Origin of the sequence: Agrobacterium sp. 22117 (assembly GCF_052045735.1) — a bacterium.
Classification (GTDB): domain Bacteria; phylum Pseudomonadota; class Alphaproteobacteria; order Rhizobiales; family Rhizobiaceae; genus Agrobacterium; species Agrobacterium cavarae.
Map to the genome: position 1 here is coordinate 689,046 of NZ_JBQEPP010000001.1, position 25,802 is coordinate 714,847.

Annotated in this window: 23 protein-coding genes and 2 tRNA genes; 11 read left to right on the top strand and 14 right to left on the bottom strand. The window is 58.6% G+C overall.

The window, feature by feature from the left end; translation table 11 throughout:
- Position 1 precedes the first annotated feature (1 nt).
- The gene (locus ACTJKV_RS03265) at positions 2-1,084 is read right to left on the bottom strand and encodes a hypothetical protein (protein ID WP_274103907.1); all 1,083 of its coding nucleotides are present in this window, start codon (positions 1,082-1,084) and stop codon (positions 2-4) included.
- 182 nt (positions 1,085-1,266) lie between these two features.
- Between ACTJKV_RS03265 and ACTJKV_RS03270 the strand changes: the two genes are divergently transcribed.
- Together ACTJKV_RS03270 and ACTJKV_RS03275 are read left to right on the top strand one after the other, a co-directional pair.
- Positions 1,267-1,722, top strand: a complete 456-nt coding sequence (locus ACTJKV_RS03270) for a DUF5680 domain-containing protein (protein WP_274103906.1) — start codon at positions 1,267-1,269, stop codon at positions 1,720-1,722.
- A gap of 167 nt (positions 1,723-1,889) precedes the next feature.
- Positions 1,890-3,035, top strand: coding sequence for a site-specific DNA-methyltransferase (locus tag ACTJKV_RS03275; protein WP_274103905.1), 1,146 nt, complete (start codon positions 1,890-1,892; stop codon positions 3,033-3,035).
- Between the two features lie 352 nt (positions 3,036-3,387).
- Here ACTJKV_RS03275 and ACTJKV_RS03280 read toward each other — a convergent pair whose 3' ends face one another.
- Both ACTJKV_RS03280 and mutY read right to left on the bottom strand, forming a co-directional pair.
- Positions 3,388-3,999 carry an HAD family hydrolase gene (locus ACTJKV_RS03280; RefSeq protein WP_153311110.1) on the bottom strand — a complete coding sequence of 204 codons (612 nt, stop codon included), beginning with the start codon at positions 3,997-3,999 and terminating at the stop codon, positions 3,388-3,390.
- The gene (gene mutY, locus ACTJKV_RS03285) at positions 3,996-5,123 is read right to left on the bottom strand and encodes an A/G-specific adenine glycosylase (protein ID WP_274103904.1); all 1,128 of its coding nucleotides are present in this window, start codon (positions 5,121-5,123) and stop codon (positions 3,996-3,998) included. The genes ACTJKV_RS03280 and mutY overlap by 4 nt, the downstream gene beginning before the upstream one ends.
- A gap of 112 nt (positions 5,124-5,235) precedes the next feature.
- Here mutY and ACTJKV_RS03290 point away from each other — a divergent pair, with 112 nt between their 5' ends.
- The 4 genes from ACTJKV_RS03290 (at position 5,236) to ppdK (ending at position 12,984) form a co-directional block, all read left to right on the top strand.
- Positions 5,236-5,745, top strand: coding sequence for a DUF721 domain-containing protein (locus ACTJKV_RS03290; RefSeq protein WP_274103903.1), 510 nt, complete (start codon positions 5,236-5,238; stop codon positions 5,743-5,745).
- 137 nt (positions 5,746-5,882) lie between these two features.
- Positions 5,883-6,557, top strand: coding sequence for a DsbA family protein (locus tag ACTJKV_RS03295; RefSeq protein WP_274103902.1), 675 nt, complete (start codon positions 5,883-5,885; stop codon positions 6,555-6,557).
- An 84-nt stretch (positions 6,558-6,641) separates the two neighbouring features.
- Positions 6,642-10,106: a chromosome segregation protein SMC gene (gene smc / locus ACTJKV_RS03300; RefSeq protein WP_274103901.1), complete on the top strand. Its 3,465-nt coding sequence runs from the start codon at positions 6,642-6,644 to the stop codon at positions 10,104-10,106.
- 172 nt (positions 10,107-10,278) lie between these two features.
- Complete coding sequence (gene ppdK / locus ACTJKV_RS03305; RefSeq protein ID WP_274103900.1) at positions 10,279-12,984, top strand: pyruvate, phosphate dikinase; 2,706 nt, start codon at positions 10,279-10,281, stop codon at positions 12,982-12,984.
- An 8-nt stretch (positions 12,985-12,992) separates the two neighbouring features.
- Here the strand turns inward: ppdK and ACTJKV_RS03310 are convergent, their stop codons facing one another.
- Positions 12,993-13,262, bottom strand: coding sequence for a hypothetical protein (locus tag ACTJKV_RS03310; RefSeq protein ID WP_062425861.1), 270 nt, complete (start codon positions 13,260-13,262; stop codon positions 12,993-12,995).
- Positions 13,263-13,502: 240 nt separating this feature from the next.
- On the opposite strand from ACTJKV_RS03310, the gene ACTJKV_RS03315 reads away from it, so the two are divergent.
- On the top strand, positions 13,503-14,423 hold the full coding sequence (locus ACTJKV_RS03315; protein WP_274103899.1) for a DUF1499 domain-containing protein: 921 nt from the start codon (positions 13,503-13,505) through the stop codon (positions 14,421-14,423).
- A gap of 13 nt (positions 14,424-14,436) precedes the next feature.
- Here ACTJKV_RS03315 and ACTJKV_RS03320 read toward each other — a convergent pair whose 3' ends face one another.
- Both ACTJKV_RS03320 and ACTJKV_RS03325 read right to left on the bottom strand, forming a co-directional pair.
- The gene (locus ACTJKV_RS03320) at positions 14,437-14,886 is read right to left on the bottom strand and encodes a thiol-disulfide oxidoreductase DCC family protein (RefSeq protein ID WP_062599478.1); all 450 of its coding nucleotides are present in this window, start codon (positions 14,884-14,886) and stop codon (positions 14,437-14,439) included.
- Positions 14,883-15,803, bottom strand: coding sequence for an MBL fold metallo-hydrolase (locus tag ACTJKV_RS03325; protein ID WP_274103898.1), 921 nt, complete (start codon positions 15,801-15,803; stop codon positions 14,883-14,885). The genes ACTJKV_RS03320 and ACTJKV_RS03325 overlap by 4 nt, the downstream gene beginning before the upstream one ends.
- 266 nt (positions 15,804-16,069) lie before the next feature.
- On the opposite strand from ACTJKV_RS03325, the gene ACTJKV_RS03330 reads away from it, so the two are divergent.
- Positions 16,070-16,144: transfer RNA gene (locus ACTJKV_RS03330), tRNA-Gln, on the top strand.
- A 169-nt stretch (positions 16,145-16,313) separates the two neighbouring features.
- On the opposite strand, the gene mqo is transcribed toward ACTJKV_RS03330, so the two are convergent.
- Both mqo and ACTJKV_RS03340 read right to left on the bottom strand, forming a co-directional pair.
- The gene (gene mqo / locus ACTJKV_RS03335; RefSeq protein WP_274103932.1) at positions 16,314-17,960 is read right to left on the bottom strand and encodes a malate dehydrogenase (quinone); all 1,647 of its coding nucleotides are present in this window, start codon (positions 17,958-17,960) and stop codon (positions 16,314-16,316) included.
- A 452-nt stretch (positions 17,961-18,412) separates the two neighbouring features.
- On the bottom strand, positions 18,413-18,817 hold the full coding sequence (locus tag ACTJKV_RS03340; RefSeq protein WP_111847948.1) for a hypothetical protein: 405 nt from the start codon (positions 18,815-18,817) through the stop codon (positions 18,413-18,415).
- A 242-nt stretch (positions 18,818-19,059) separates the two neighbouring features.
- Here ACTJKV_RS03340 and ACTJKV_RS03345 point away from each other — a divergent pair.
- Positions 19,060-19,136: transfer RNA gene (locus ACTJKV_RS03345), tRNA-Pro, on the top strand.
- Positions 19,137-19,265: 129 nt separating this feature from the next.
- Here the strand turns inward: ACTJKV_RS03345 and ACTJKV_RS03350 are convergent.
- The 6 genes from ACTJKV_RS03350 to ACTJKV_RS03375 form a co-directional block, all read right to left on the bottom strand.
- Positions 19,266-19,625, bottom strand: coding sequence for a hypothetical protein (locus ACTJKV_RS03350; RefSeq protein WP_112359421.1), 360 nt, complete (start codon positions 19,623-19,625; stop codon positions 19,266-19,268).
- 5 nt (positions 19,626-19,630) lie between these two features.
- Complete coding sequence (locus tag ACTJKV_RS03355) at positions 19,631-19,786, bottom strand: hypothetical protein (RefSeq protein WP_153311114.1); 156 nt, start codon at positions 19,784-19,786, stop codon at positions 19,631-19,633.
- Complete coding sequence (locus ACTJKV_RS03360; RefSeq protein ID WP_207774028.1) at positions 19,783-20,010, bottom strand: hypothetical protein; 228 nt, start codon at positions 20,008-20,010, stop codon at positions 19,783-19,785. Before ACTJKV_RS03360 ends, ACTJKV_RS03355 begins: the two co-directional genes overlap by 4 nt.
- An 88-nt stretch (positions 20,011-20,098) precedes the next feature.
- Complete coding sequence (locus ACTJKV_RS03365; RefSeq protein ID WP_274103897.1) at positions 20,099-20,287, bottom strand: hypothetical protein; 189 nt, start codon at positions 20,285-20,287, stop codon at positions 20,099-20,101.
- A 7-nt stretch (positions 20,288-20,294) separates the two neighbouring features.
- Positions 20,295-21,290 carry a dihydrodipicolinate synthase family protein gene (locus tag ACTJKV_RS03370; protein WP_274103896.1) on the bottom strand — a complete coding sequence of 332 codons (996 nt, stop codon included), beginning with the start codon at positions 21,288-21,290 and terminating at the stop codon, positions 20,295-20,297.
- Positions 21,287-21,685 (bottom strand): hypothetical protein, encoded by a 399-nt coding sequence (locus ACTJKV_RS03375; RefSeq protein WP_130977793.1) that lies wholly within the window; start codon positions 21,683-21,685, stop codon positions 21,287-21,289. Before ACTJKV_RS03375 ends, ACTJKV_RS03370 begins: the two co-directional genes overlap by 4 nt.
- 425 nt (positions 21,686-22,110) lie before the next feature.
- On the opposite strand from ACTJKV_RS03375, the gene ACTJKV_RS03380 reads away from it, so the two are divergent.
- Together ACTJKV_RS03380 and ACTJKV_RS03385 are read left to right on the top strand one after the other, a co-directional pair.
- Positions 22,111-23,313, top strand: coding sequence for a glycosyltransferase family 2 protein (locus ACTJKV_RS03380; RefSeq protein ID WP_274103895.1), 1,203 nt, complete (start codon positions 22,111-22,113; stop codon positions 23,311-23,313).
- 87 nt (positions 23,314-23,400) lie between these two features.
- The gene (locus ACTJKV_RS03385) at positions 23,401-25,644 is read left to right on the top strand and encodes a capsular polysaccharide export protein, LipB/KpsS family (protein ID WP_162236278.1); all 2,244 of its coding nucleotides are present in this window, start codon (positions 23,401-23,403) and stop codon (positions 25,642-25,644) included.
- Positions 25,645-25,802: the final 158 nt, after the last annotated feature.

Genomic DNA, 25,802 nt, shown 5'->3' on the forward strand with positions numbered 1-25,802 from the left:
ATCAATCGGTAATGTTGATCTCGGTGCGCTCCGATGCCGTCACCGTGGCGCTGACTTCCTTCGGCTCGCGATTGGCCTTCTTGTCGTAGGTTACTTTCACCGCATAGGTGCCGGGGTGAAGCGTCTCCTGGTGCGTCGTGCCGTAGCGACCGGAGATTTCTTTCTGTGTGCCCTGCAAGTCCTTGGTGGTCTCGACAATGTCGATCCGCTCCGCCTGAGGCGCTGAGACAACCAGCACGCCTGCATCGAGATCAATGCTGAGATCGGTGCGCTGACCCGCCGTCACGCTGAAGGGCTTCTCGACGGTGACCTTGCCAAGCTTCGCTCGCATGATGAAGTTTCCAGCCGGCATCTGCATGATCTTGCCGGGGCCATAGGTGCCGGTGATCGTTGTGCGCGTGCCGTCCAGTGTTTGCGTGTCGGACAGCGCCTCGAAGCGAATGCTATCGGTCTCGACCTGACGACCGCCTTCTTTGTAGACGGCATTCGTTACGACCACGCCGCTTGGAATGATGACATCGTGGCTCACGGTATCGCCGGCTTTGACAGTGATCGTTTCCTCTGCGACAGCCGGACCGATGCGGCCCTCGAGCTTCAACTCGCCGGCCGGCACGAAGAGTTCTTTCGATCCATAGACACTGTCGCTGAACGCGTCCTGCGTTACCGTTACGCGCGCGAGCGGCTCGGCCTCTTTGCTATCGGGGCTGCGCTTCGGTACGAGGGTAAGTTGAGCTGCTTCGAAATCGACCGCAAGCTCGGCGACGGCGCCGTCCTTGACCTCGAAAGCGATCTCACGGGTGATATTGCCGAGTGCGGCGACTGCGACATATTTGCCGGGCGGAATTTTCTCCTCGAAGGTCGCATCGTAAGCACCGCCGACATTGTCGTCGCTGCGGCCGCCCGTGCTGTCCGCCTTGTAGAAGTCCCATCGGACCTTGTCGCTATCGCCAAGCGAGGGGCCGCCTTTGAACATGACGGCGTCCGTGCGCACATTCACCTGTGGCTTTGGAGCCTGCGGTGCAGGCTGCTGCGAGAAGGCGGCGCTGGCATAAAGCGTCGCGGCGATCATCAAAGCTATGCGCATTTTGTAACTTAACCCCTGCACCCGTCACTGGCACCATAATACCGCCAGCGTGGAAAATTCCTAAATCAAAACGTTAAAAATAAAATCCGGTTCCATTAGCCGTTTCTGCAACGTGAAGATGGGTTTTCGTCTTGACGAAAAATGCGTTTTGTTCACTATATGTTCTTTTAAGTGAGACTGCCGTGGGCAACCTCAATGATGTCATCGTGCGTGCAAAAGCAGCCTGTTACGTCGGAGGTGGAGCGAAGGCAGAGCCGAGTAGACAAGGCTCCCAAGACCTCATCTGGTCTGATGCTGAGTGGGAGTACCGCGACAGCTATTTCGGCGGCACAAACTTCATTGGGCAGGAGGTTCTCTGGCTCAGGCGTACACCCTATTGGGCGATGAACTATTACGGCTTCATCATCCGTCCGGACTTGATCGATGGTGAGCGAGCCGGATCCACGATCAAGGCTGCTCTGTCCACGATGTATCGAGCCGGTCGGTTCCTCGGTGGTTTCGAATGGACGGGTGAATACGGGACCTACATCGACAGGAGCGAGGGGGACGCCCGCCATTTCCACGGGCGTGAGGTGATCATGGTGGGCGGTGAAGAAGCTTATGCACTTCACTATTGTGGGGGCCTCATCATCCCCTAGCTGCGGCCGCTTCCGCTTGCCGATCTCGCGCCTGGACCTCGATAATCTATTTTCTCGCATTTTTATGCACTTAACCCGGAACTTTCTTTCACTCGTTCAGCCTTTGATAACCATCTTCGGTAACCATAAGGCCAGTTCAGTTGAGTAAGCGTATGGAGCGAGTACCCATGGCATCAGTGTTTCCACTGGCCGATTTTCGGCGCGCCGGTTTTGATCTTGCAGGCGAGAGCGATGCCTGGAAGGACAGCATCATCAAGGGTGACTGCGTCGCCGCTCTCGAAGCGCTGCCGAGCCAGTCCGTCGATGCGATCTTTGCCGATCCGCCCTATAACCTTCAGCTAGGCGGCACGCTGCATCGTCCAGACCAGTCGCTGGTGGATGCGGTGGATGATGAGTGGGACCAGTTCGCCTCCTTCGAGGCCTATGATGCCTTCACCCGCGCCTGGTTGCTGGCCTGCCGCCGCGTCTTGAAGCCGAATGGCACCATCTGGGTCATCGGCTCCTATCACAATATCTTCCGCGTCGGCTCCATCCTTCAGGACATGAACTTCTGGATCCTGAACGATATCGTCTGGCGCAAGACCAACCCCATGCCGAACTTCAAGGGTCGACGTTTCCAGAACGCCCATGAGACGATGATCTGGGCCAGCCGCGATGCGAAAGCGAAAAGCTACACCTTCAATTACGAAGCGCTGAAAGCGTCGAATGACGACGTGCAGATGCGCTCCGACTGGCTGTTTCCGATCTGCAGCGGCTCAGAGCGGTTGAAGGGCGATGACGGCAAGAAGATCCACCCGACCCAGAAGCCGGAAGCTCTGCTGGCGCGTATCATCATGGCTTCAACCAAGCCCGGTGATGTAGTGCTCGATCCGTTCTTCGGCTCCGGCACGACCGGTGCGGTGGCAAAGCGTCTCGGTCGCCATTTCGTCGGCATCGAGCGCGAGCAGGATTACATCGATGCGGCATCCGCGCGAATCGCTGCGGTCGAGCCGCTCGGCAAGGCGGAGTTGACGGTGATGACCGGTAAGAAGGCCGAGCCGCGGGTCGCCTTCAATGTTCTCCTCGAAAGCGGCCTCGTGCGCCCCGGTCAGGTCCTGACGGATGCCAAGCGCCGTTACACCGCGATCATTCGTGCCGACGGCACCGTGTCGTCCGACGGCGACGCAGGTTCTATCCATCGCCTGGGTGCCAAGGTGCAGGGTCTCGATGCGTGCAATGGCTGGACCTTCTGGCACTATCAGGATGGCGATGCCCTGAAGCCGATCGATGATCTAAGAAGCGTTATCCGTACGGAATTGGCTAAAGCCGGCTAATCTGCGATCCACCGCCTTATGTTGCTTTCGCCACAGGCTTCATCTGGTTTAGTACCTTCAGTCCCGGATGAAGAACAAGCAAGGCCCGGCGTCCACTGGACGTCGGGCCTTGTTGTGAGTTCTTTTGGATAAAGAATTTTCCCAAAATATTTCAATTGCCTGGCAAGCCTGGAGCAAGTAAGCCGCCTTAATCAATCTCGCCAAGGGACGAGGGCGAGCCGCTGGCGCATCGAACAGATGCGCAAATCCAAGAAGACGGATGCTTCCCTGTTTGACGATTCTTCAGATCTGGCCGTTCGCGGCTGGACTGGCGCAGGATGGGGACCGCCATTCCCGCCTGCGCCAGGAATTCTCAAACCTTGATGCCGTAGCCTTCAAGATCGGCCTTCAGCTTTTCCGCACCGGTGAAATGCACCGCCTGCCAGCCGGCTTCCTTCGCGCCGTCCACATTGGCAATCGAATCGTCGATGAAGATGCTGGTCTCAGGATTGAGACCGAAGGTCTCGGCATGCAGCTTGTAGATTGCAACATCCGGCTTGATCAGACCGACATCGCCCGAGACCGTCACGCCACGGGAAAGCGTCAGGAACGGATACATCTTCTGCGCCTCGCGGAAGGTGTCGGAGGCAAAGTTTGTCAGCATCGTTACGTCATGGCCGCTATCGATCAGACCTTTGAGGATGGCGACGGAATCGTCATAGGAGTGGGAGACCATCTCGTGCCAATGTTTGCGGAAGGCGCGGATATGCTCTTCCCGGTCCGGATGATTTTCCAGCAGCAGGGCTTCGGCATCCGCCCATTTGCGACCGCGATCCTGCTCCAGGTTCCAGTCATGGGTGCAGACATTCTCGAAGAACCAGGCGCGTTCGGCATCGTCAGGGATCAGGCGGCTATAGGGGATATGCGGATCGTAATGAATGAGAACCTTGCCGATATCGAAAACAATATGATTGATCTTGCTCATGAAACTTTCCTGCTTCTCGAAGACTGCTGCGTTTTTTCGGTCTTTGCCGCAAACGCCAATGGAATAGCCTGAGAGATCGCCTTTTTCATCACCGTTGGCAGCGCCTGGGCATCAAGATTTGTGACCGGCTCCCACCATCCGTCATCGGCTTTGACATCGTTTGCGACTTTCGCCCGGTAGATCGATAGTCTGAGTTCAAAGTGGGTGAAGACATGCACGATGGTGCCGGCCAGCTCCCAGTCCGCGTCAAAAGGCGCATGCGTTTTTTCCGTTCCCCCATCCAGACGCGCGGTCCAGGCCGTCGTCGGTACCTCCGTCATGCCGCCAAGCAGGCCGCTATCGATGCGCCGCCGCAGCAAGATTTCACCCTTGTCGTTGACCGCGACGAAGGCTGCGCCCACCCGCACGGGCTTGTCCTTCTTCTTGGCTTTGACCGGAAGCCGCTCAGGTTCATCCTGCGCCAGGGCCAAGCAGTGGCCGTTGAAAGGACAGAGCGCGCAGGCAGGGCGCTTGGGCGTACAGATCGTGGCGCCAAGATCCATCATCGCCTGGGCAAAATCGCCCGGTCGGTCGTTTGGCGTGATCTCCGCTACGCGAGCTTTCATCAAAGGCTTCGAGCCGGGCAGGGGCGAATCGATCAGGAACAGGCGCGAGATCACCCGCTCCACATTGCCATCCATGACTGCAGCCTGTCGGTTGAAGGCGATGGCAGCCACCGCCGCTGCGGTATAATCGCCGATACCCGGAAGCGCTCTCAATCCGTCCTCCGTATCGGGGAAGGTACCACCATGCTGATGAGCAACCGCTTCGGCGCATTTCTTCAAGTTACGTGCTCGGGCATAATAGCCAAGTCCCGCCCAGGCAGCCATGACGTCCTCGGTGGGCGCTGCCGCCAGATCGTTGACCGTCGGCCATGCCGCCAGAAACTTGGTGAAGTAAGGCTTCACCGCCTGCACCGTCGTCTGCTGCAGCATCACTTCGGACAGCCAGACATGATAGGGATTGGCCCGCAGGCCTTTTGCCGCCATGGACGGGGAGGTGCGCCACGGCAGGTCGCGATGATGGCGATCATACCACGCAAGCAATAGCTCAGCGTAAGCCGGCCCTTCGATTTTATGAAGCATATGTGCAGTCTGTTCCGATTTGGCTGATGGCGTTTCCAATTGACATGGAAACGTCCTATACTTGGTCCATACGCTTCGCCCGATCAAGCCGCGAGTTCAGAGTTGTGTGACCATGCGACAGCCCCGTAAAGGTGTCCTTCAGATTGCCGAAGTTGCAAACGGCATCATCGATCCCGTTTTAGCAAAGAGAGCCGGAATCAGCACGGCACTTCTCGGTTCCTGGGACGAGATCGCCGGCGATGATTTTGCCGATTGCACCCGTCCCGAAAAGATCACCTGGCCGCGTCGCGACGAGGGGCCGGACCGCGGCGGTTATCAGGCGGGTGTTCTGACGATTGCCTGTGAGGGCGCACGCGCGCTTTTTCTGACCCATGCGCAGGGCGAGTTGATTGCCCGGATCAATGGCTTCTTCGGTTTTCCTGCAGTCCGTCAAATCCGCATCGTGCAAAAGCCGGTGTCGACGGCGTCCACCCGCCGGCGAAAGCCGCAACCATTGCGAGGTGAGGCGGCAAAGCGGCTCGACGACATGATGCAGGGGATAGAAAGCGAAGCGCTGCGCAAAGCGGTAGAGCGGCTTGGGACGGCTGTTATGCAAAAGCGGACCATAGGTCGGACACTGTGAAGCAGGAAACTGGAAAGAACAGTCCTTGACTGGTCACAATTCTTTGACAAGAACAGGTGAACGCGCCGCTTGTTGGAAACGATGTGTGGCTATATCGGAATCATAGACATTTGCGTCTTTCACAAACAGGTGCTTCCATGCATTTCCCAGAACTGAACCTCACCCGCCGCGCTCTTCTCGGCACTGTTGCCATGGCCTCCGTCGTGGCCGCATTGCCGATGCTTGCAGGCAGCGCCTTTGCACAGGATGTCCCGGAGTCCTCCGGTGATGTCGACATGGCCGCGGTGCTGAAGCCCGGTCCATTGCCGGATCGTGCTCTTGGCGATGCGAACGCGCCTGTGAAGATCGTAGAATATATGTCGATGACCTGCCCGCACTGCGCGCATTTCCACAACACGGTGTTTGACGAGATCAAGAAGAAGTACATCGACACCGGCAAGGTTTACTTCATCATCCGCGAGTTCCCGTTCGATCCGCGCGCTGCTGCCGCCTTCATGCTGGCCCGTTGCGCGCCTGAACAGCAGTATTTCCCCTTCGTCTCCATGCTGTTCAAGCAGCAGCAGAGCTGGGCGACCGCGCAGGATGCCCGCGCAGCACTGCTGCAAATGTCGAAAATGGCCGGTTTTTCACAGGAGAGCTTCGAGGCCTGCTTGACGAACCAGAAACTTCTGGATGATGTGAACGCAACGATGCAGCGCGGCGCGACGGAATTCGGCGTAAACTCCACGCCGACCTTCATCATCAACGGCAAGAAGTACTCTGGAGACATGTCGGTTGAAACCATGTCGGCCCTTATCGACAAACTTCTCTAATCGACGCCGCCGCATTCTGACGGGCGCCGGAGATTTCCGCGCGCCCGTTTTGATGTCTTGCCACCGACAGGCCGAGGCAGCGGCATGAAGTTCAACAAGCTGCGCTTGCTCGGTTTCAAGTCCTTCGTGGAACCTTCGGAATTCATCATCGAGCCAGGCCTGACCGGTGTTGTCGGACCGAACGGCTGCGGCAAGTCCAATCTGGTCGAAGCGCTTCGCTGGGTGATGGGCGAAAACTCCTACAAGAACATGCGCGCATCCGGCATGGATGACGTGATCTTCTCCGGCTCCGGCAATCGTCCTGCGCGCAACACCGCAGAAGTCGGCCTTTATCTCGATAATTCCGATCGCACCGCGCCCGCGGCCTTTAACGATGCGGACGAAATCCAGGTGACGCGCCGCATCGAGCGCGAAAACGGCTCGGTCTATCGGATCAACGGCAAGGAAGCCCGCGCCAAGGATGTGCAGCTTCTGTTTGCCGATGCCTCCACCGGCGCACGCTCGCCCTCCATGGTGGGGCAGGGACGCATCGGCGAGTTAATCAATGCCAAGCCGCAGGCACGCCGGCAATTGCTGGAAGAGGCGGCGGGCATTTCCGGCCTGCATTCGCGTCGCCATGAGGCGGAACTGCGCCTGCGTGCCGCCGAAACCAATCTGGAACGGCTTGAGGATGTGACGGCACAGCTGGAAAGCCAGATTGAGAGCCTGAAGCGCCAGGCTCGTCAGGCCAACCGCTTCAAGATGCTCTCTGCCGATATCCGCGCCCGCGAAGCCACACTTCTGCATATCCGCTGGGTGGATGCCAGCGAGGCAGAGCGCGAAGCCGACAATGCGCTGAACATCGCCACCAATCTGGTTGCCGAAAAGGCGCAGCGACAGATGGAAGCGGCAAAAGAGCAGGGCGTCGCCAGCTTCAAGCTTCCCGAACTGCGCGAGAATGAAGCGAGGGTCGCCGCCGCTTTGCAAAGATTGCAGATCGCCCGCACCCAGTTGGATGACGAGGCCAATCGTCTGCTACGCCGCCGCGATGAACTGGCGCGCCGCCTTTCGCAACTTGGCGAGGATATTCAGCGCGAAGAGCGGCTCGTTTCTGACAATGCCGACATTCTCTCTCGCCTTGATACGGAAGAAGCCGAGCTTCTCGACATCCTGGCCGATTCGGGTCGCTACGCCGAGGAAACGCGAGAGGCTTTCGAGGAGGCTGCGGCCAAGCTTTCCGAAAGCGAGCGGGTCTTTGCCGCGCTGACGGCAGAACGTGCGGAGGCTGCGGCGTCTCGCGCTCAGCTCGAACGCTCCATTCGTGACCTTGCCGACCGCAAGATGCGTCTGGAACGCCAGTCTTCCGAGGCTGCTTCCGAAATCGAAACAATCGATGACAAGCTCGCTGAATTGCCCGATCCCGCCGAAAAACGCGAAAGCGTGGAAGCGGCGGAAATGGCGGCGGAAGACGCGCTGATTGCAGCCGAGGATGCGGAGACAGCGGTGGCTGAGTCCCGTTCAGCCGAGGCTTTGGCACGCGGACCCGTCGATGTGGCCCGCAATCGTCTCAACGCGCTGGAAACCGAAGCACGTACCATCGCCAAAATGCTGGCCGCCGGTGCTGCTTCCGGCTCCTTCACGCCAGTGGCGGACGATCTCAAGGTGGATCGTGGTTTCGAGGCAGCTCTCGGTGCAGCCCTTGGTGACGATCTGGAAAGCCCTCTGGATCGAACCGCCCCCACCTATTGGACAGCAAATGGCGAAGGCGCAGACGATCCCACCCTGCCACAGGGCCTTTCCTCGTTGATATCGCACGTCGCCGGCCCCGACGCCTTGAAGCGTCGTCTTCGCCAGATCGGTATCGTTGCGAGCGTCGAAGAGGGTCAGCGACTGATGCCGCTCTTGAAGCCTGGCCAGCGCCTGGTCACGAAAGACGGCGCGCTGTTTCGCTGGGACGGTCATGTTGCAAGCGCAGACGCACCGGGAAGTGCGGCCCTTCGGCTGGCACAGAAGAACCGCCTTGCGGAGATAGAGAGCGAAATCGATGAAGCCCGGTTCGTGCTGGAAGAGGCGCAGGAGCGGCTTTCCGTCTCGGCGGATGCGATCCGTATGGCGGAGGCGAGCTTGAATGAAGCGCGCGAGCGCAGCCGTCTTGCTGCCCGTCAACTGACCGAAGCGCGTGATGCGCTCTCTATGGCGGAGCGTGCCTCCGGCGATCTCCTTCGCCGTCGCGATGTCGTCTCCGAGGCTCTCAACCAGATCGGCGGCCAGATCGAGGAAATCGCGGTTCAGGAAGAGAATGCCCGGATCGAGCTCGAAGACAGCGCAGATCTCTCCAGCCTCGATGAACGCTTGCGCGACAGCCAGCTTGAGGTCGCAACCGATCGCAGCCTTCTGGCAGAGGCACGCGCGCGCCATGAAGGCTTGAGCCGGGAGGCAGATGCCCGCCAGCGCCGCGTCAATGCCATTGCACAGGAACGCGCCACCTGGGCCGCCCGCGCTGCAAGTGCTGCGGACCACATCGCCACGCTACGCGAGCGCGAGGAGGAAGCGCGCGAAGAGCTGGCGGAACTCGATAGCGCGCCTGAGGAATTCGACGAGAAGCGCCGCAACCTGCTGAGCGAGTTGCAGAAGATGGAGGAGGCGCGCCGTGCCGCGGCAGACCGTCTGGTCGAGGCCGAAAATCTCCAGCGGGATGCGGACCGGGCTGCCGCGACGGCGCTCTCCGAACTGGCGGAAGCGCGCGAAAAGCGTGGCCGCGCTGAAGAGCGACTGGTGTCCGCCCGCGAGAAGCGGCAGGAAAGCGAGCACCGCATTCGCGAGGCTTTGAACGTCGAACCCCATATGGCGCTGCGTCTCACGGGCCTGGCACCGGGCGCGCCGCTGCCGGAAGTGCGCGATGTTGAGCGCGATCTCGACCGGTTGAAGATCGAGCGTGAACGTCTTGGCGCGGTCAATCTGCGCGCTGATGAGGAGCAGGCGGAACTCTCCGCCAAGCTTGCCGCCCTCATCAAGGAGCGGGACGACATTATCGATGCCGTCAGGAAGCTGCGTGCTGGTATTCAAAATCTCAACCGCGAGGGTCGTGAGCGTCTGGTCGCTGCATTCGATGTGGTCAACACCCAGTTCCAGCGGCTCTTCACCCATCTCTTCGGCGGCGGCACGGCGGAGCTGCAACTGATCGAGTCCGACGATCCGCTCGAAGCGGGGCTGGAAATTCTGGCCCGCCCACCGGGTAAGAAGCCGCAGACCATGACGCTCCTGTCCGGCGGCGAGCAGGCCTTAACCGCAATGGCACTGATCTTCGCCGTCTTCCTCACAAATCCGGCCCCCATCTGCGTGCTGGACGAGGTGGATGCGCCGCTTGATGACCATAATGTCGAGCGCTATTGCAACCTGATGGATGAAATGGCGGCCTCTACCGAAACCCGTTTCGTCATCATCACCCATAACCCGATCACCATGGCCCGGATGGATCGCCTCTTCGGCGTCACCATGGCAGAGCAGGGCGTCTCGCAGCTGGTTTCGGTCGATCTGCAAATGGCTGAAAGGCTGGCGGAAGCCGTCTAAAAAATCTGATCGCTGAGTCGTTCGGATTTCGAAAGCGCCACACCCCATCGCTCTCCGAGTGCCGCAATTATGCTGCACTGCACTGTCATCTTGTGTTCTCTGGCGTTCCCAACAGTGTGACAATGCTATAATGGGTTGAAAAACAAGAACGCTTCTGGGTGGAGAGCGTATAATGAAGAAATGGGTTTATACCTTCGGCAACGGTGCTGCCGAAGGCCGTGCTGGTGACGTTGCCATATTGGGAGGCAAGGGTGCGCATCTTGCCGAAATGGCAAGTCTTGGCCTGCCTGTTCCGCCCGGCTTTACCATTATCAGCGAAGTCTGCGGTCGCTACCACCAGGGTGGACGCCAACTCCCCAATGATCTGAAGCTCCAGGTTTCAAGCGGCATTGCCGGGATGGAAGTGATGACCGGCCGCAAATTCGGTGCAGGTCCGCGCCCACTCCTGATCTCCATTCGCTCTGGTGCGCGTGCCTCCATGCCCGGCATGATGGATACCGTCCTCAATCTGGGTCTCAATGACGAGACGGTGCAGGCGCTCTGCGAGGATTCCGGCGACGCCCGTTTTGCATGGGATAGCTATCGCCGCTTCATCCAGATGTATGCCGACGTCGTCATGGGTCTTGACCATGAAGTCTTCGAGGAAATCCTTGAGGACGAGAAGGGTCGCCTCGGCCACGAATACGATACGGAACTGTCCGCCGACGAGTGGCAGCATGTGGTATCGCGCTACAAGCAACTGGTCGAAGACGAGCTGGATGAACCCTTTCCGCAGGATACCGAAGTTCAGCTCTGGGGCGCGATCGGCGCTGTCTTTTCAAGCTGGATGAACACACGCGCGGTTACCTACCGCCATCTGCACAATATCCCCGGCGACTGGGGGACGGCAGTGAACGTTCAGGCCATGGTGTTCGGCAATCTCGGCTCCACCTCCGCCACCGGCGTTGCCTTCACCCGCAATCCCTCGACGGGGGAGAAGGAACTTTACGGCGAGTTCCTCGTCAACGCGCAGGGCGAGGATGTCGTCGCCGGTATCCGTACGCCGCAATCCATCACCGAAGCGGCACGTCTTGCATCCGGCTCAGACAAGCCGTCGATGGAAAAGCTGATGCCAGAGGCATTTCAGGAATTCCTCGCGATCTGCAAGCAGTTGGAAACCCATTACCGCGACATGCAGGATATGGAGTTCACTATCGAGCGCGGGCAGCTCTGGATGCTTCAGACCCGTTGCGGCAAGCGCACGACGCGCGCTGCCATGAAGATCGCGGTCGATATGGTCGAGGAAGGCCTGATCACCGCCGATGAAGCGGTCTGCAGGATCGATCCGTCATCGCTCGATCAGTTGCTGCACCCGACGATCGATTCCTCCATCGAAAGACCCATTATCGGCTCCGGCCTTCCGGCGTCCCCTGGCGCCGCATCCGGAGAGATTGTTTTCAGCGCCGAAGAAGCGGTTGCCGCCAAGGCGGAAGGTCGCCGCGTCATACTGGTGCGCATGGAAACCAGCCCCGAAGATATTCATGGCATGCATGCGGCGGAGGGCATTCTCACCACCCGCGGCGGTATGACGAGCCATGCGGCGGTGGTTGCACGCGGCATGGGTATCCCTTGCGTCACCGGCGCTGGCTCCATGCGCGTCGATTTGCGCAATGGCGTGCTGATCGGCATCGGCTGCATGCTGCGCAAGGGTGACGTCATCACCATCGATGGATCGTCCGGTCGCGTGCTGAGGGGCGAAGTGCCGATGACGCAGCCGGAGCTTTCCGGCGATTTCGGCAAGCTGATGGAATGGGCCGATGGCGCGCGCCGCATGACGGTGCGCACCAATGCAGATACGCCAGCCGATGCGCGTGCAGCCCGCGCTTTCGGTGCCGAAGGCATTGGCCTTTGCCGTACCGAGCACATGTTCTTCGAAGGCGAGCGCATTCATGTGATGCGCGAAATGATCCTTGCCGAGGATGAGGCGGGCAGACGCTCCGCACTCGACCAGTTGCTCCCCATGCAGCGCGAGGATTTCACCGAGCTCTTCTCAATCATGCATGGCATGCCGGTGACGATCCGCCTGCTCGATCCGCCGCTGCACGAGTTTTTGCCGAAGACCGACGGCGAGATTGTCGAAGTGGCCGCCGCCATGGGCATGCCGCAGACTCTGTTCCGCCAGCGGCTCGATGCGCTGCACGAATTCAACCCCATGCTTGGCCACCGCGGTTGCCGCCTGGCGATCTCCTACCCTGAAATTGCCGAGATGCAGGCTCGCGCCATATTCGAGGCAGCGGTGGAAGCCGCGCGTCGGACGGGCGCCCCCGTGGTGCCCGAAATCATGGTGCCGCTTGTCAGCCTCCGTTCGGAATTGGATTACGTTCGTGGTGTGATCGACCGCGTTGCAGCGGAAGTTGCGGCCGAAACCGGCATGACGCTGGAATATTTGACCGGCACGATGATCGAGCTGCCGCGTGCCGCTCTTCGCGCCCATGTCATCGCCGAAGCCGCTGAATTCTTCTCCTTCGGCACCAACGACTTGACGCAGACCACCTTCGGGATTTCGCGTGACGATGCCGCGCGCTTCATGAACACCTATCAGCGCAAGGGCATCATCGAGCGCGACCCCTTCGTCTCACTGGATTTCGACGGGGTAGGGGAGCTGATCCGCATTGCGGCGGAGCGTGGCAGGCAAACGCGCTCGGAGCTCAAGCTCGGCATATGCGGCGAGCATGGCGGCGATCCGACCTCCATCGATTTCTGCGAAAATGTCGGGCTGGACTACGTATCCTGCTCGCCCTTCCGCGTGCCGATCGCACGGCTGGCGGCTGCCCAGGCCACACTATCCCAGGCGGAAAAGCAGCCGAGTACCTCTCCTAAGAAGGTGGTCGCGCTTTAAGGTCGGAGTTAGCGGTTTTCGACGATGACGCGCCGCTCGACGACAACCGGCGACCAGAACATGTCGCGGTTGACCTGCGCCTGCCACGCACGATTATCGGCGCGGCGGTCGAGATCAAGGTCCAGAAGGCAGCGCGCCATCTGGTCGGTGTTCGGGCGGAAGCCATAGCCGCGGCAGGTCGCTTCGTCGCGCGCGCGGCGCTCTTCCGGTGTCAGCGTCTGGCAGGCGGTCAGCGCCAGCATGGCGGCAAGTGAACCGAGAACGATCGAAACACGCATAGTCATCACTCCTCTGGAAGCCCTGATCCCAGCTTGGCGTTTTCTTGCTCTGATACGCCCAATTGGTGATGTGTAAAAGTCCCGCTTTCGGGAAAGGTTGCGGTACCCGGTTAAGCAAAGCGGGTGGAGCGATTCCATTTCCCTCGAAAACGCTCTATGACAACCCGGTATCGGTGATTCAGGCAGACAAATCTCTCTGGGGCGCTTTTTGGCAATGCATGTGTATGCGGGTGCTGCTTCATGACAGTGCGTTTCGTTAGACCCGTTTCCCATGCGGCCTATCTCTCCCGCTATCTCGGCCTTGCGGCGCTGCTGCTCTTTCTGATTGCAGCACCCTTGCACCGTTTCGGTCCGCTGACGACGCCGGACTTCATTGCGCTGACCCTGATTTCCGCTGGCATTGCTGCGGTGTCTGTCGTGCTTGCCCTCATTGGTCTTCAGCGTCTCTGGTCTGTCGGCGCAAGGGGCGGGGTGTGGTCGCTTTACGCCTTGCTGCTTTCTGCCATTCCGCTTGGCGTGGTCGCCTATGGCGGCTTCCTCTATTGGCAGAACCCGAAAATTTACGATGTGACGACCGACACGGCCGATGTTCCAAACTGGCTGTCGATCCTCTCGGCAAACCAGCAATGGCTGCCGCGCCCGGCCGCCGTCTCCAAGGCCGATCGCGATGCGCAGATGGAGGCCTATCCCGGCTTCCTCGGCCACCGCTACGAGGGTGCGATCGACCGGGTCTACACCGCCGCCCGGAAGGTGGCGAAAGCCCAGCACATCCGCATCTTGCACACCGACGGTCTGATCGGCGCCTTGCCGGACGCGCAGCCGGGTGCCCCGAAGCAGGACGTCCATGACGGTGCGGCAGACACCCCCGTCGAAGACTTGCCCGCCATCGTGCCTGTACCACTGGCGCGCCCGGCGGAAGCGCCGGCGCCGACCTTCTTCAATGGCAGCGGCACGGTCATGATGCAGGGAGATATGCGCACGCTGATCTGGGGCGCACGTTTTGATGTGCTGATCCGCCTGCGCGAAGATACCGAGACAACGCTGGTCGACGTGCGCGTCGCCTCGCGCTTCGGCCCGCATGATCTCGGCATGGGCAAGAAGATCGCCGATAGCTATCTCGATGCGCTGGATGCTGAAATGCAGGGTCTCAACGATAACTAAAAGCGGGCCGCGCTTATAGAAAGCGCTCGCGCTCTTCCGGCGTCGGTGCCCGGCACGTCTGCCGTCGTCCGGCAATCTTCATGCGGTTTCGAGCAACCACACGGTAGACGCCATCGCGAATGAAGCGTGGCACAAGGCGCATCGCCGTCGCTGTCATCCCCATCATGCCGCCAAGCAGTTCGACCACGCGTAGCACGCTGTCGGAATAGATGTGAGCGACGCCGGCTTCGATGAGCAAGCTCGTCTCGTAATCATCCGTGCGGAAACCGTAATGGCGCATCAGCGCGGTGCCCAGCGGAGATTGCGCCGGCGTGAAGCGAAACAGCCCCTGCTTGTCATGACGAAGAACGAAATCGACATCCCGAGAGCAGAACCCGCACTCACCATCGAAAATGATCAGCGGCTTGTCGTCGGGGAAGTCCGGAACGGAAGGGTCGTTGCGATAGCTATAGGCGGCGCTCATGCATTCCCCTGTCTCGGCAGATAGATACCGGTCAGCGACGGCGGACCATCCGTCTCAACCAAACCTTTTTCAATCAGATCTTCGATATGGGCGAGAACGGAAAGCGCCGCTGCGCCATGCAGGCGCGGATCGGTGCTGCGGTAGATCACCTTGACCATCTCTGCAATCGTCCGGTCGCCTGCCTTGATCCTTGTCAGCACGGCCTTTTCCCGCATGCGGCGATGGGTGCGAAGCCCGCGCATGAAGGCTGCCGGATCGTTGACCGGGCCGCCATGGCCGGGCAGGAAAAGCCTGTCATCCCGTTCGAGCAATTTGTCGAGCGACGCCATATAGTCGCTCATCGCGCCATCCGGTGGTGCAACAATCGTGGTTGCCCAGGCCATCACGTGGTCGGCGGAAAAGACGATGCCATCGCGATCCAGCGCGAAGGCAGCATGATTGGCGGTGTGGCCCGGCGTGTGAAGCGCGGTCAGCGCCCAGCCATCGCCGGTAACGCTCTCATTGTCGCCAAGCGCCAGATCCGGGACGAAATCGCTATCGGCGCTTTCCGCGAAAGGATTGCGCTCGCCTTCGTGCAACGGTCGCGCCGCGCGATGCGGCCCTTCGGCCACGGTTATCGCGCCGGTCGCTGCTTTAAGCCGTTTCGCCAAAGGCGAGTGATCCCGATGCGTATGGCTGACGAAGATATGCGTCACCTCACGGCCTTCCAGCGCACGCATCAGCGCCTGAAAATGAGCCTCATCCTCCGGCCCCGGGTCGATGACCGCCACCGAATGACCGCCGACGATATAGCTGTTGGTGCCGTGGAAGGTGAAGGCTGACGGATTGTTGACGGTCAGCCGCTGAACATTCTCCGCCACCTTCACCGCCGTGCCATAGGCCGGTTGAAATTCAAGATCGAATGCAGGGTCTGCCATGGTTCGAAAGCTCTTCACAATGCCTGGAAAGCGAAACGCGATCCGTCAAGGTCGCGACACACCTCACGCTGTTTTGTCGCGCATCGGCTCATCGCGAAACCGCTTGGGGTCTAATGCGTGTCATGCTGATGGTTCACGACCTAACACGAAGATCGATCAGCACCCACAAGAAATCTGGACCAGCCCAAACTTAATGATTGCCGCTGCCGCCATGCTTTGCTAATCAGGCGCCGTTCAGGCAGTGGCGTTTCGCCCACCTGCTTCGTTGGGGCGTCGCCAAGCGGTAAGGCACCGGTTTTTGGTACCGGCATTCCCAGGTTCGAATCCTGGCGCCCCAGCCATTTTTTCTTTCATTTTTGACGGTGGACCGCGGAGCGGATGCAGGTGCTGACCGGATGCTAAGGCTTGCTCAGATTCTGGTTTCCTTCGCGCCGGGCTCTTTTTCCGGGCAAAAGAAAAAGCCGCGCCCATAGGGTACGCGGCTTTTGAAAAAGCGATGCGTCGCTTCGATCAGAGCGCCATATCCGGCGTCTTCTTAACCGGCGCGTCGGCCGGAGCCGATGTGCTCAGCGCGCTCACGTCGATGCGCGGCGGTGTCGGGAGTTGCAGGTATTCGGCGGTATAGTCCCACTCCTGCTGAACTTTCTCCGGATCCGCATTCAGCTTCGTGCCGTAGCTTGGAACGATCTCGCGGAGTTTCGCCTGCCACTCTGGCGAAGCCACCTTGTCCTTGAAGACCTTTTGCAGCACGCCAAGCATGATCGGTGCGGCTGTGGAGGCGCCCGGTGAAGCGCCGAGCAGGCCTGCAATGCTGCCATCCTTGGCGGCAACCACTTCCGTGCCGAGCTTCAGAACGCCGCCCTTTTCCGGGTCGCGCTTGATGATCTGCACACGCTGGCCCGCCTGCCACAGGCGCCACTCATCCGCCTTGGCCTTGGGGAAATATTCGCGCAGTGCCGCGATGCGGTCCTCATCGGACAGCATCAACTGACCTGCCAGATATTCGACCAGAGGATATTCCTCGACACCGACCTGCATCATCGGCCAGATGTTGCTCATGGTCGTAGATGTCAGAAGGTCGAAATAGGAGCCTTCCTTCAGGAACTTGGTGGAGAAGGTTGCGAACGGTCCGAACAGCACGATGCGCTTGCCGCCGATGACGCGCGTGTCGAGATGCGGCACGGACATGGGCGGAGAGCCGACCGACGCCTTGCCGTATGCCTTGGCCAGATGCAGCATGCTGACATCCGGGTTCTCGTTCACCAGGAATGAGCCGCCGACGGGGAAGCCGCCGTAATCTTCAGCTTCCGGAATGCCGGACATCTGCAGCAGATGAAGCGCGCCGCCGCCTGCACCGATGAAGACGAATTTCGCATCGATGGTGTGCTCGGAGCTGTTCGCCGAATTGGTGTAGCTGACACGCCACGAGCCATCGGAGTTGCGCTCGATGGCATCGACTTCGCTCGAAACCTGCAGGTCGAAATTCGGCGTGCTCTTCAGGTGAGAGACGAACTGGCGGGTGATTTCGCCAAACTCCATATCGGTGCCGAGCGGCGACCATGTCGCGCCGATCTTCTGTGAAGGATCGCGTCCTTCCATCATCAGCGGCACCCACTTCTTGATCTGCTCCGGATCGGTGGAGTATTGCATGCCGGCAAAGAGCGGGCTCGCCTTCAGCGCCTCGAAGCGCTTTTCGAGATAGGCGACGTTCTCATCGCCCCAGACGAAGCTCATATGCGGCGTGTGGTTGATGAAGGAACGCGGGTTTTTCAAAACGCCATTGCGCACCTGCCAGGCCCAGAACTGACGAGAGATCTGGAAGGACTCGTTGATGTCGATCGCCTTGGAAATATCGATGCCGCCATTGGCCGTTTCTGGCGTGTAGTTCAGTTCCGCAAGTGCAGAGTGACCGGTGCCGGCATTGTTCCAACCGTTGGAGCTTTCCAGAGCCACCGCATCCAGACGCTCGAGCATCTGGATCGACCAGTTCGGCTCGAGTTCGCGCAGCCAGATGCCGAGCGTCGCGCTCATGATACCGCCACCAATCAGAAGCACATCGACTTTCTTGTCGGCCGATTGCGCCAAAGCCGGAACGCTGGGGAAAGCGGCGGCAGCAAGGCCCGCGAACGCGGTCCCGAGCACCTGACGGCGGTTCATAGTGAAGGTGTCGTGGGAAAATTCGGTTGGCAGTGTGCTGCCCTTATCGTTTTTGATCACGTCTCTACCTTAATTATTGCGCTTCATCAGATTTTGTGCGCCGCAATAGACTATCGACCGCCATGTCACAACATGGTCAAGCCGTGGCCGAAATCGTTCATTTTGATGTCAGGGAGATGTGAGTGCCGGATGCCAGACACGGTGCGACAAATTGCTGCTGAGGCATTTTGCCAGCGTTTCCGGGGACATAGGCAGTGCCGTTTCGCTCTGGTTGAGACAGCGATGTTAAAGCTATGACTAAATTTAATCGGTTTAGTCGAGAGGTATGCATTTTTGCATGACTGGCATGCAGGGCACCTCAAGCGTCGATAAGCTGCGTTTTTCGCCGCGAAAAAGAAAACCCGCCTGACGAAATCAGGCGGGCGGTTCCATGCTTGGATGGCATCCAGCCTTTATTCGCTGGCGAGGAATTCCGCGCAGTAGCTCGGACCGTTGACGCCCGGGCGATCGGACACGGTGCGGATCGAGCTGATCTTGTAGCTCGAATCGACGGTCAACTGCACGGTGCACGACAGGGAAGCGCTGCGGGCTGGAGAGATCTGCCGGCCACGCTTGCCGTCTTTTTCCTCATACTTCGCCGGGATCTTCGCCTTCTTGTAGCCGCCGCGCCATGTGTAGGTCGTGCTGCTGCCGTTAGATACATCGCTCAGCGGCGGACCGAATTTTGCAAAGAAGATGCCAGCCGACTGGCCGACCCAGCGGGTCTCGACCGGGCTCTTCGTGGCGATGGAGGGCGTGGTGGTGCAAGCGGAGAGGGCGATGGAGAGGCCCGCGAGCAGTGCGATGCGCAAACGCATGGTGAAAGGTCCTTTGTGCCTGTCCGGCATCGTCGCCGGGAAATGCGTTCCCCTAACAGATTTACAGGAACTGGGCAGCGCCAAGTGAAGCTTTGCGCAAAATTTCTTGCCACAATTGCTTTTTTGTAACGATCCCTGCGCCGCCTAACACCTTCGTTTCTTTGCGAAGCGCACGTCATAAAATTTTCGTAACCGCCGCTTGTCGAGAACCGGATGCTGGTCTATAGAAACGCCGCTGGTCACGGAGTGTAGCGCAGTCTGGTAGCGCACGTCGTTCGGGACGACGGGGTCGGAGGTTCGAATCCTCTCACTCCGACCAGCTTGACACTGTCCGATCTGGACACTCTTCCAAATCAAAGCAGACTATTATCACAATGCCTCAAACACTTATCGTGTCTTGGACGAAGCATTCATTGTCGTCGCACGTCAATATCCAGGCGTCTGCGGCCTAGCGCTTTTGCGGTTTGCCCAGCCATGGCATCTCCACCGGTGAAATGACGAAGATGCTGCCGTGATCGTCATCCGACCAGATGATATAGTATCTCTGTTGGCCCGATGATGGCAGGACGCCGATATGAGGTTCTTTCAGGAAGTGTCCGTCGGAGCCCATGCTCCGTGCCATGTCGATCGCATCCCAGTATAGGCTTTCGAAATCGTGGATGGCTGTCAGGCGGTGGGCACGTTCCTGCCGCTCTTCAGCGCGGCAGAAGCTCTCGGAGAGCATCTTGCGGTAGGCGCTGCAGCTTGTCAGCAGCGTCCAGTCGACGAAACCACTCTCAAGGCAATAACCAATCAGGTCTTGTCTCATTGGGATTACCGTATCGCCAGATAGATCGTCGGCGCGACGACGAGGCCGATGGCGAGCGAGGCGATCACCGCAATCGCGAAGATTTCCGCTAAGGCATGGAGGGTCAGCGCGAGAATGCTCTTGTGATCGGGCTGTATTTTTCCGCCGGAAATCATGGTCACTGTCGTGTTCCTCTCAGCTCTTCGGCGGGGGAGAAGAGGTCGGCTAATTCCAGTCGCGAGACTTCCGCGACGGAAATGTCGATTGGCGCAACGTCGGCACTTTCGACTTTGACGAAGTGCAGGGCGGCTTCACGATTGGTAAAGAGGCCACCGACAAGGCCCATACGGTCCGCGACGATCCAGCGACCGTTGCGACTTGGGCCGACAAGGAAACGACACGGCAATGGTCGAGCTCTTTGCGTGAGTGTTGCGTTGCGCAGCATTTGCGACATCTTCTTTCTGATGCTCCAGGTGGTCTTGGTGTTTGGGTTGTCATTGAACCGATTGCATGATGAGCGAGACCGCAAGCAGCAGTCCCCCTGTCACGGCGATGAGCCGAAGAAACATGATGCCTTCGGATTCGCGTCTCGGGCGAGGGCGACTGTGCTGCAGCAGCGCCTCGTTTTCCTTTTTCTGCCGTTCTTCACGAAGCCGGTAGTACATTCCAAGCGGTAGGGTCATGCTGTCCTCACAGGATCGATGAGTATGATTTCGAGATCAGGGCTTCGGCCGAGATGGCAGGCTGCAAGACGGCTCTTGCAACGCGCGCTTCCTGAACCAGTGAGCTGGCAAAGCGCTGACGCCGCAGAACACGAAGACTGCGCAGGGAGCGTTCGACCGATCTGGCGGCCTCGGGATCGACCGGCGTCAATGGCAACCGCGCCGCGTTATCGATCCCGCGAAGACAGGAAACGGCATATTTCAGCCAGGCCACATCGCCGCCATTTTCCAAAGCGGCGGCGAGTTCGATGATCCGTTTCAACTGGACGCCGAAACCAGTGGCGTCGCCTTCCTGACCCAGCTGCTGCATACGTACGATAAGATCGGGTATGACATTCGCCACGGGTGAGATGCAGCAGGCGCGCTGTCGGTGCATGAGGGGGGAACTTGTTTCTCCCCCGGTCATATGGAGGGGCCGTCCAAATATGGCTTCGTACGGAGACGGCGCCGTGCGCGCATCCGACGTATCCTTGAGAATGCCGACGATGTTCGTGATCTGCAGGAGCGTTTCGATCGTCTCAACCTTCATCGCGACGCCTGCATGCTGCGGGTCGTTGTCGAGAATGAGTGGGATACGGGTCGCGCGGGCGGTCTGCTCGAAGTGGTGAATGATGCCCTTCTGCGTTGGCCGGTTGTAATAGGGCTGTACGACGAGTGCGAAATCTGCACCCAGTTCATGCGCTTCTTCGGTCTGGCGTATTGTCGTTCCCGTCGAATAGGTGCCGGTCTGCACGATGATGACCGCGCGGCCTCTATTGAGCTGCACAGCGCGGCTTATCAGAGCGCGCCGTTCGCTGGCCGATAGCGTCGGGCCTTCCCCCGTCAGGCTATGCAGAAGAAGGCCCGCTATGCCTTGTTCCACCTGCCATTTGACGAGGTGGTCGAAGGCGAGATAATCGATCTCGCCTCCCCGAAACGGAGTGATGAGAGGCGTGATGACGCCGTTCAGAAGTGGTGTGCTCACGATATTGCGCCTTGTTTGGAAGGAATGCCGGGGCGGGTGGTTGCGCTGGAGAGCTTCAACAAGGTGAGAAAGATCGCTCCCTCAAGCGTCTGATGCAGTGCCTTGACCGGCTTCGACGGCGGCTTTGCCGCCGCAGCGCAAATCCAGCCATGGCGGACCCGTTCAAACGAGCATAGCTCGGCTGGCGAGGTCAGGTCTTGCGCCAGAAAAAGGAGGGCTTCGAGGATTGCGCCGGCATCCAGTAGGGCGCCGAAGCGCTTGCTGGATGGGTCATGCCGGTTTGAGAGGGGACTTTCGCTCAGTTTGACATAGGACCAGACATGCTCTTCCCGCACTTTCCCGCCAAGAAGAATGCGATCATTCAGATCGACCAGTGAGAGTTCGCCGTGTGCCATGAAATTCACTTTTGTTGAACGGACCCTGATCTAGGGCTGATCGACGTAGGATTTCGATTGCGAATTGGGCAGCACCCAATAAGGAAAAGGTAAGGGCGGAACTCCCAAGCAGGGCGGTCGTTTTTAATCGAATCCTCAAATGTCGCCGCATCTGCAAGGGCTACCGCGATTGCAGATCAGCGAAAATGCATGAAAACCGGACCATAAGTTTCGCAAAAGCCGGACGCGCTATGGCTGTCTTGATGATCCGTCTTCCCGCTTTTGTTACGGGGCGAAAGAGGGTGGGTCGGACCAAAGATCAATCCGCATCCGTCTTCGGGCTTTGCGAATTTCCCCGGCAGTTGAGGCGTTGAAGCCGTGTTCCTGCCCCAAGGAGAATTCGTCCTGTTGGTCGATGTCATCGTTGTTTGCAGGCGGTCGTCGCGATGTCGAATTCTGAAATTCTTCTGTCTATCTGTGTTCCCACCTATAATCGCCAGTTCCTGCTGGAGCGGAATGTGTCTTTCCATCTGGAGCGATTCCGGGAACTGCAGGTGCCTTTCGAAATCGTCCTCGTCGACGATTGTTCGACGGATAACACTGCGGCCTATATCCAGTCTCTCGAGGGTATCCCCGAGATCAATGCCTATCGCCGGGTGAAGAATTCGGGCTTTATCAGCAATTACGCCTTCGCCATGCGCCGCGCCCGTGGGCGCTATGCCGTGTTTCTCGGCGATGACGACCTGTTGATCCCGGAAAAGGTCAAGGAATATGTAGAGATCATGGAGCGCGATCCTGGTATCGGCATGGTGCAGGCACCGTGGATGCTGGTGGATGCGCGCGGTGGACAACGAGACGTCGGGCCCTTCTACCGCGTCCCTGGGCCCACGCGGATCTCGCAAGGTGATTACTCCGCCTTTCTCAATTTCATCTTCGCCAATCACGCATTCCCGGAATTCCTGATCGTTCGCCGCGACGTTTTGGCAAAATCGATCTCCAGTGCGACGCCCTTCATTTTCTGGGCCTATCTCTATACCGGACGGGCCCTAGACAAGACCGACATCCTATTCATGCCCGAGCCATTCGCGCGTGTGACAGCCGTGTCCGACGACCCACGCATGCAGCAGGGGAACAATGAATGCATGTTCCAGTGGGACACCTATCGCGGCGGGCTGGAATACCTCGCATCGCTGATGTGGCGCGATAAAACGCCATCCTCCTTCGAACGTGAGGAGTTTATGCGAAAGCTGATGGAGTTCATGATCAACCGCCAGGGCGTCGCACTCAGGCTGCATATCGAAACCGGGAATTGGCCGGAGGCCTACATCCTCTACCACCGCATGTCGGCTTACGCGAACCTGCCGATTTCAGGCTCTTCGCCGGACACGATCAAGAAACTGGCCGGCCTGTTCGTCGCCACCAAAGAGGCGGAAGCCTACAGCCTCCAGCCGGTCATTGTCGACCCGATGCTTACCGACGAGATCGTCAACCTGTTGCCGGCAAGTCTGAAGGGACGTTTGACACGGCAGATACCCGCCAGCGAAAGCGGTCCTCATGCATGGTTGCGAATGGACCCGAACTTTGGGGAGCCGATGAAACGCGGCGATGCCGGCTTCGACGTTTCCACCTATCTCGATCAGTTCATTTGATGAACGCATGTCGCCAGTCCTGTGCAAGGCTGGTCTGTTAACTGCGTTGGTATCTCGCGGATGGAGAAGTTGTTTATGGAAGCGATAATGAAGTTGAACTCCCCTCTCGCGTCAGCGTCTGCCGATCTGCCGATGGGTGAAGTCAGATTGCAGAGAATCCCAGTCGATCTTGAAGTTCCGACGACTTGGTTTCCCTCGGTTCTAGATGGCGAGCGTCATCGGGCGATGTTTGCGCAGCTTTGCACCGTGCTCGCGTCCCATCACTTGGATGTCCACCTCAAGCCCGTGGCGCATGGTATGCATCATGTAGCACGCCTTGCGCGGCCGAATGGCGTGGTGTTTTCCTATCACTCGATTGGTACAGAGCCAAATGTCTGGCGGATCAAGGAAACGCCGATTGCGGGTTGGTACTCGGTTGATGCGAATGGCTTTTCGGGCTGGAGTTCACTTGCGAAGTTTCCGGCACCTCACCTGGCTCGTATGCAATCGCTGGACCCAAGCATCAGTCGCGCCTATGTCTCGCACCTGAGAGAAGAACTCCAGCGCAAAAACGTCTCTAAGTACAGTCAGTCGTCGGAAGAGTTTTACGTCGATAAGCCATATGTATATTTTCCATTGCAACTGATCGACGATCCTGTCAGCGAGTTTTGCCGTATCAACCCCTTCGATGTCATGGTGAAGGCCGCAGAGCTGGCGGAAGAGAGTGGCTATCCGCTCGTGGTGAAGCGTCATCCACTATGTCGCTCTCAGGAAGTTGCCGAGGTTCTTCACGAAATTCAAAAGGCTTTTCCATCGGTTATTATTTCCAACGCATCAATCCATCAGCATCTGAATGGATGCCGATCTGTGATCGTAGCCAATTCGGGCGTTGGCATGGAGGCTTTGATGTACGCAAAGCCGGTATTCTCTTTCGCTGCCAGTGAATATGAGCTTGCAACGACCCCGATCACTTCACTTCAAGAGTTGGAGGTTGCCTTCGCGGCGGAGCTTCCGGACACTTCGGTTCGCGCGGCGCAGTATTTATACTACTACTTGGAGCAGTGCTGCTTCTCCATCTACGACACCGCAACGGTACAACGACAGGTTGGCCGTGTGCTTGCAAGTATCTCTGGCGTTCAGGCTCAACCCGCATCGGATGACGCAACTCTCCTGCAGGAGAATGAGCAGCTACGGTCCGCTCTCAAAAGCGCACAATCAGAGAACAGCCACCTTCGTACAGTCGCCACGCAAGCGGTAGAACTCGCAACCCGGCTGCAGCAACAATCCGGTGACACATCGGGCGCTCAATCGCGCAACGCTGCTCAGAATTTGGGCCAAGCGATAGCGGTGTCGAAGTCTCTCTATGGCGGCGCCATGGCTGCCAGTGTCGGTGAGACCGTTCTCGCAGAAACAATCCGTTCAGCCTACTCAGCCTATGCAAATATGGCTATCACCGCCATGCAAGCACCGGAGTTGAAAGGCCAGGTTGAGTCGGAAATGCTGATATCCGGATACGCCGCTGGTACGGATCCGACGCTTGCGCACAAAAATCGCAGTGCCTCCGATTATCAAAAGCTGCATGATTTTGACCGTGGCTATCAGGACAATAACTGGCTGGTCGATCATTGCGATGTCGTCGCATCGACGAGGCCTGGATTGGTCATCGAGGTCGGTTGCGGCAACGGTCGATTTCTACGCAAGATTTCCCCTATGGTCCCGAATGTAATTGGCTTGGACTGGGCGCGCTCTCCTCAACTTTCGGTTATTCCGGACAACGTTCAATTTAGAACGGCCGACGTTCTGAAGGACGAAATTCCGCAAGGCGACGTGTGCGTCTCCGCTGACGTACTGGAGCATTTCGAGCCTAGCGCCTTGCCGCCATTGTTGGAGAAGCTTCATCAGGCTGCGCGCTATAACTACCACGTAATCGCCTGCTACGACGATGGCCATAGTCATTGCTCTGTCTTCCATCCGGGCCAGTGGCTCGGATTATTCAAGGCGATTTCTCATGAGTATCGTCTGGTCGCTACCATTACTCGTCCAGGTCGCCCAGATCGCATCGCCTGCGTTATTACCAACATGCCTGGAACTGAAAAATTCTTCCCGAAGATCGGTCCTTTGGTTGGAAGTTGGCAAACAGACACTGGACAAGAAATCACGTTTTCCAACAACTATTCATTCAGTGTCGGCGGTGCGCCCGCAGGTGCATGGTTCCCAATGGCCAACGGAGCGGGAGCTATGAAGTGGAACGGCCGGGACATGGTCGATCTGCTGTCGCTCGGCGCAGACGGCAACACTCTGGGTGTTCAAAACATTGAAGGTGCAAAATTCTCTGTCCGGAGAATTGCATAATCACCTCATGAACCAAGCAAGACCAGTGCGACTTGTTGGATATTCTCAACCGCGCTGGACTTGTTTGGCTCTTTAGATCCTCGCCAACCTGACATCTGCTACAGAATCGGATTCGATTTTCGGAAAAGCACGATGCGTCGATTATAATAGGTGGGACG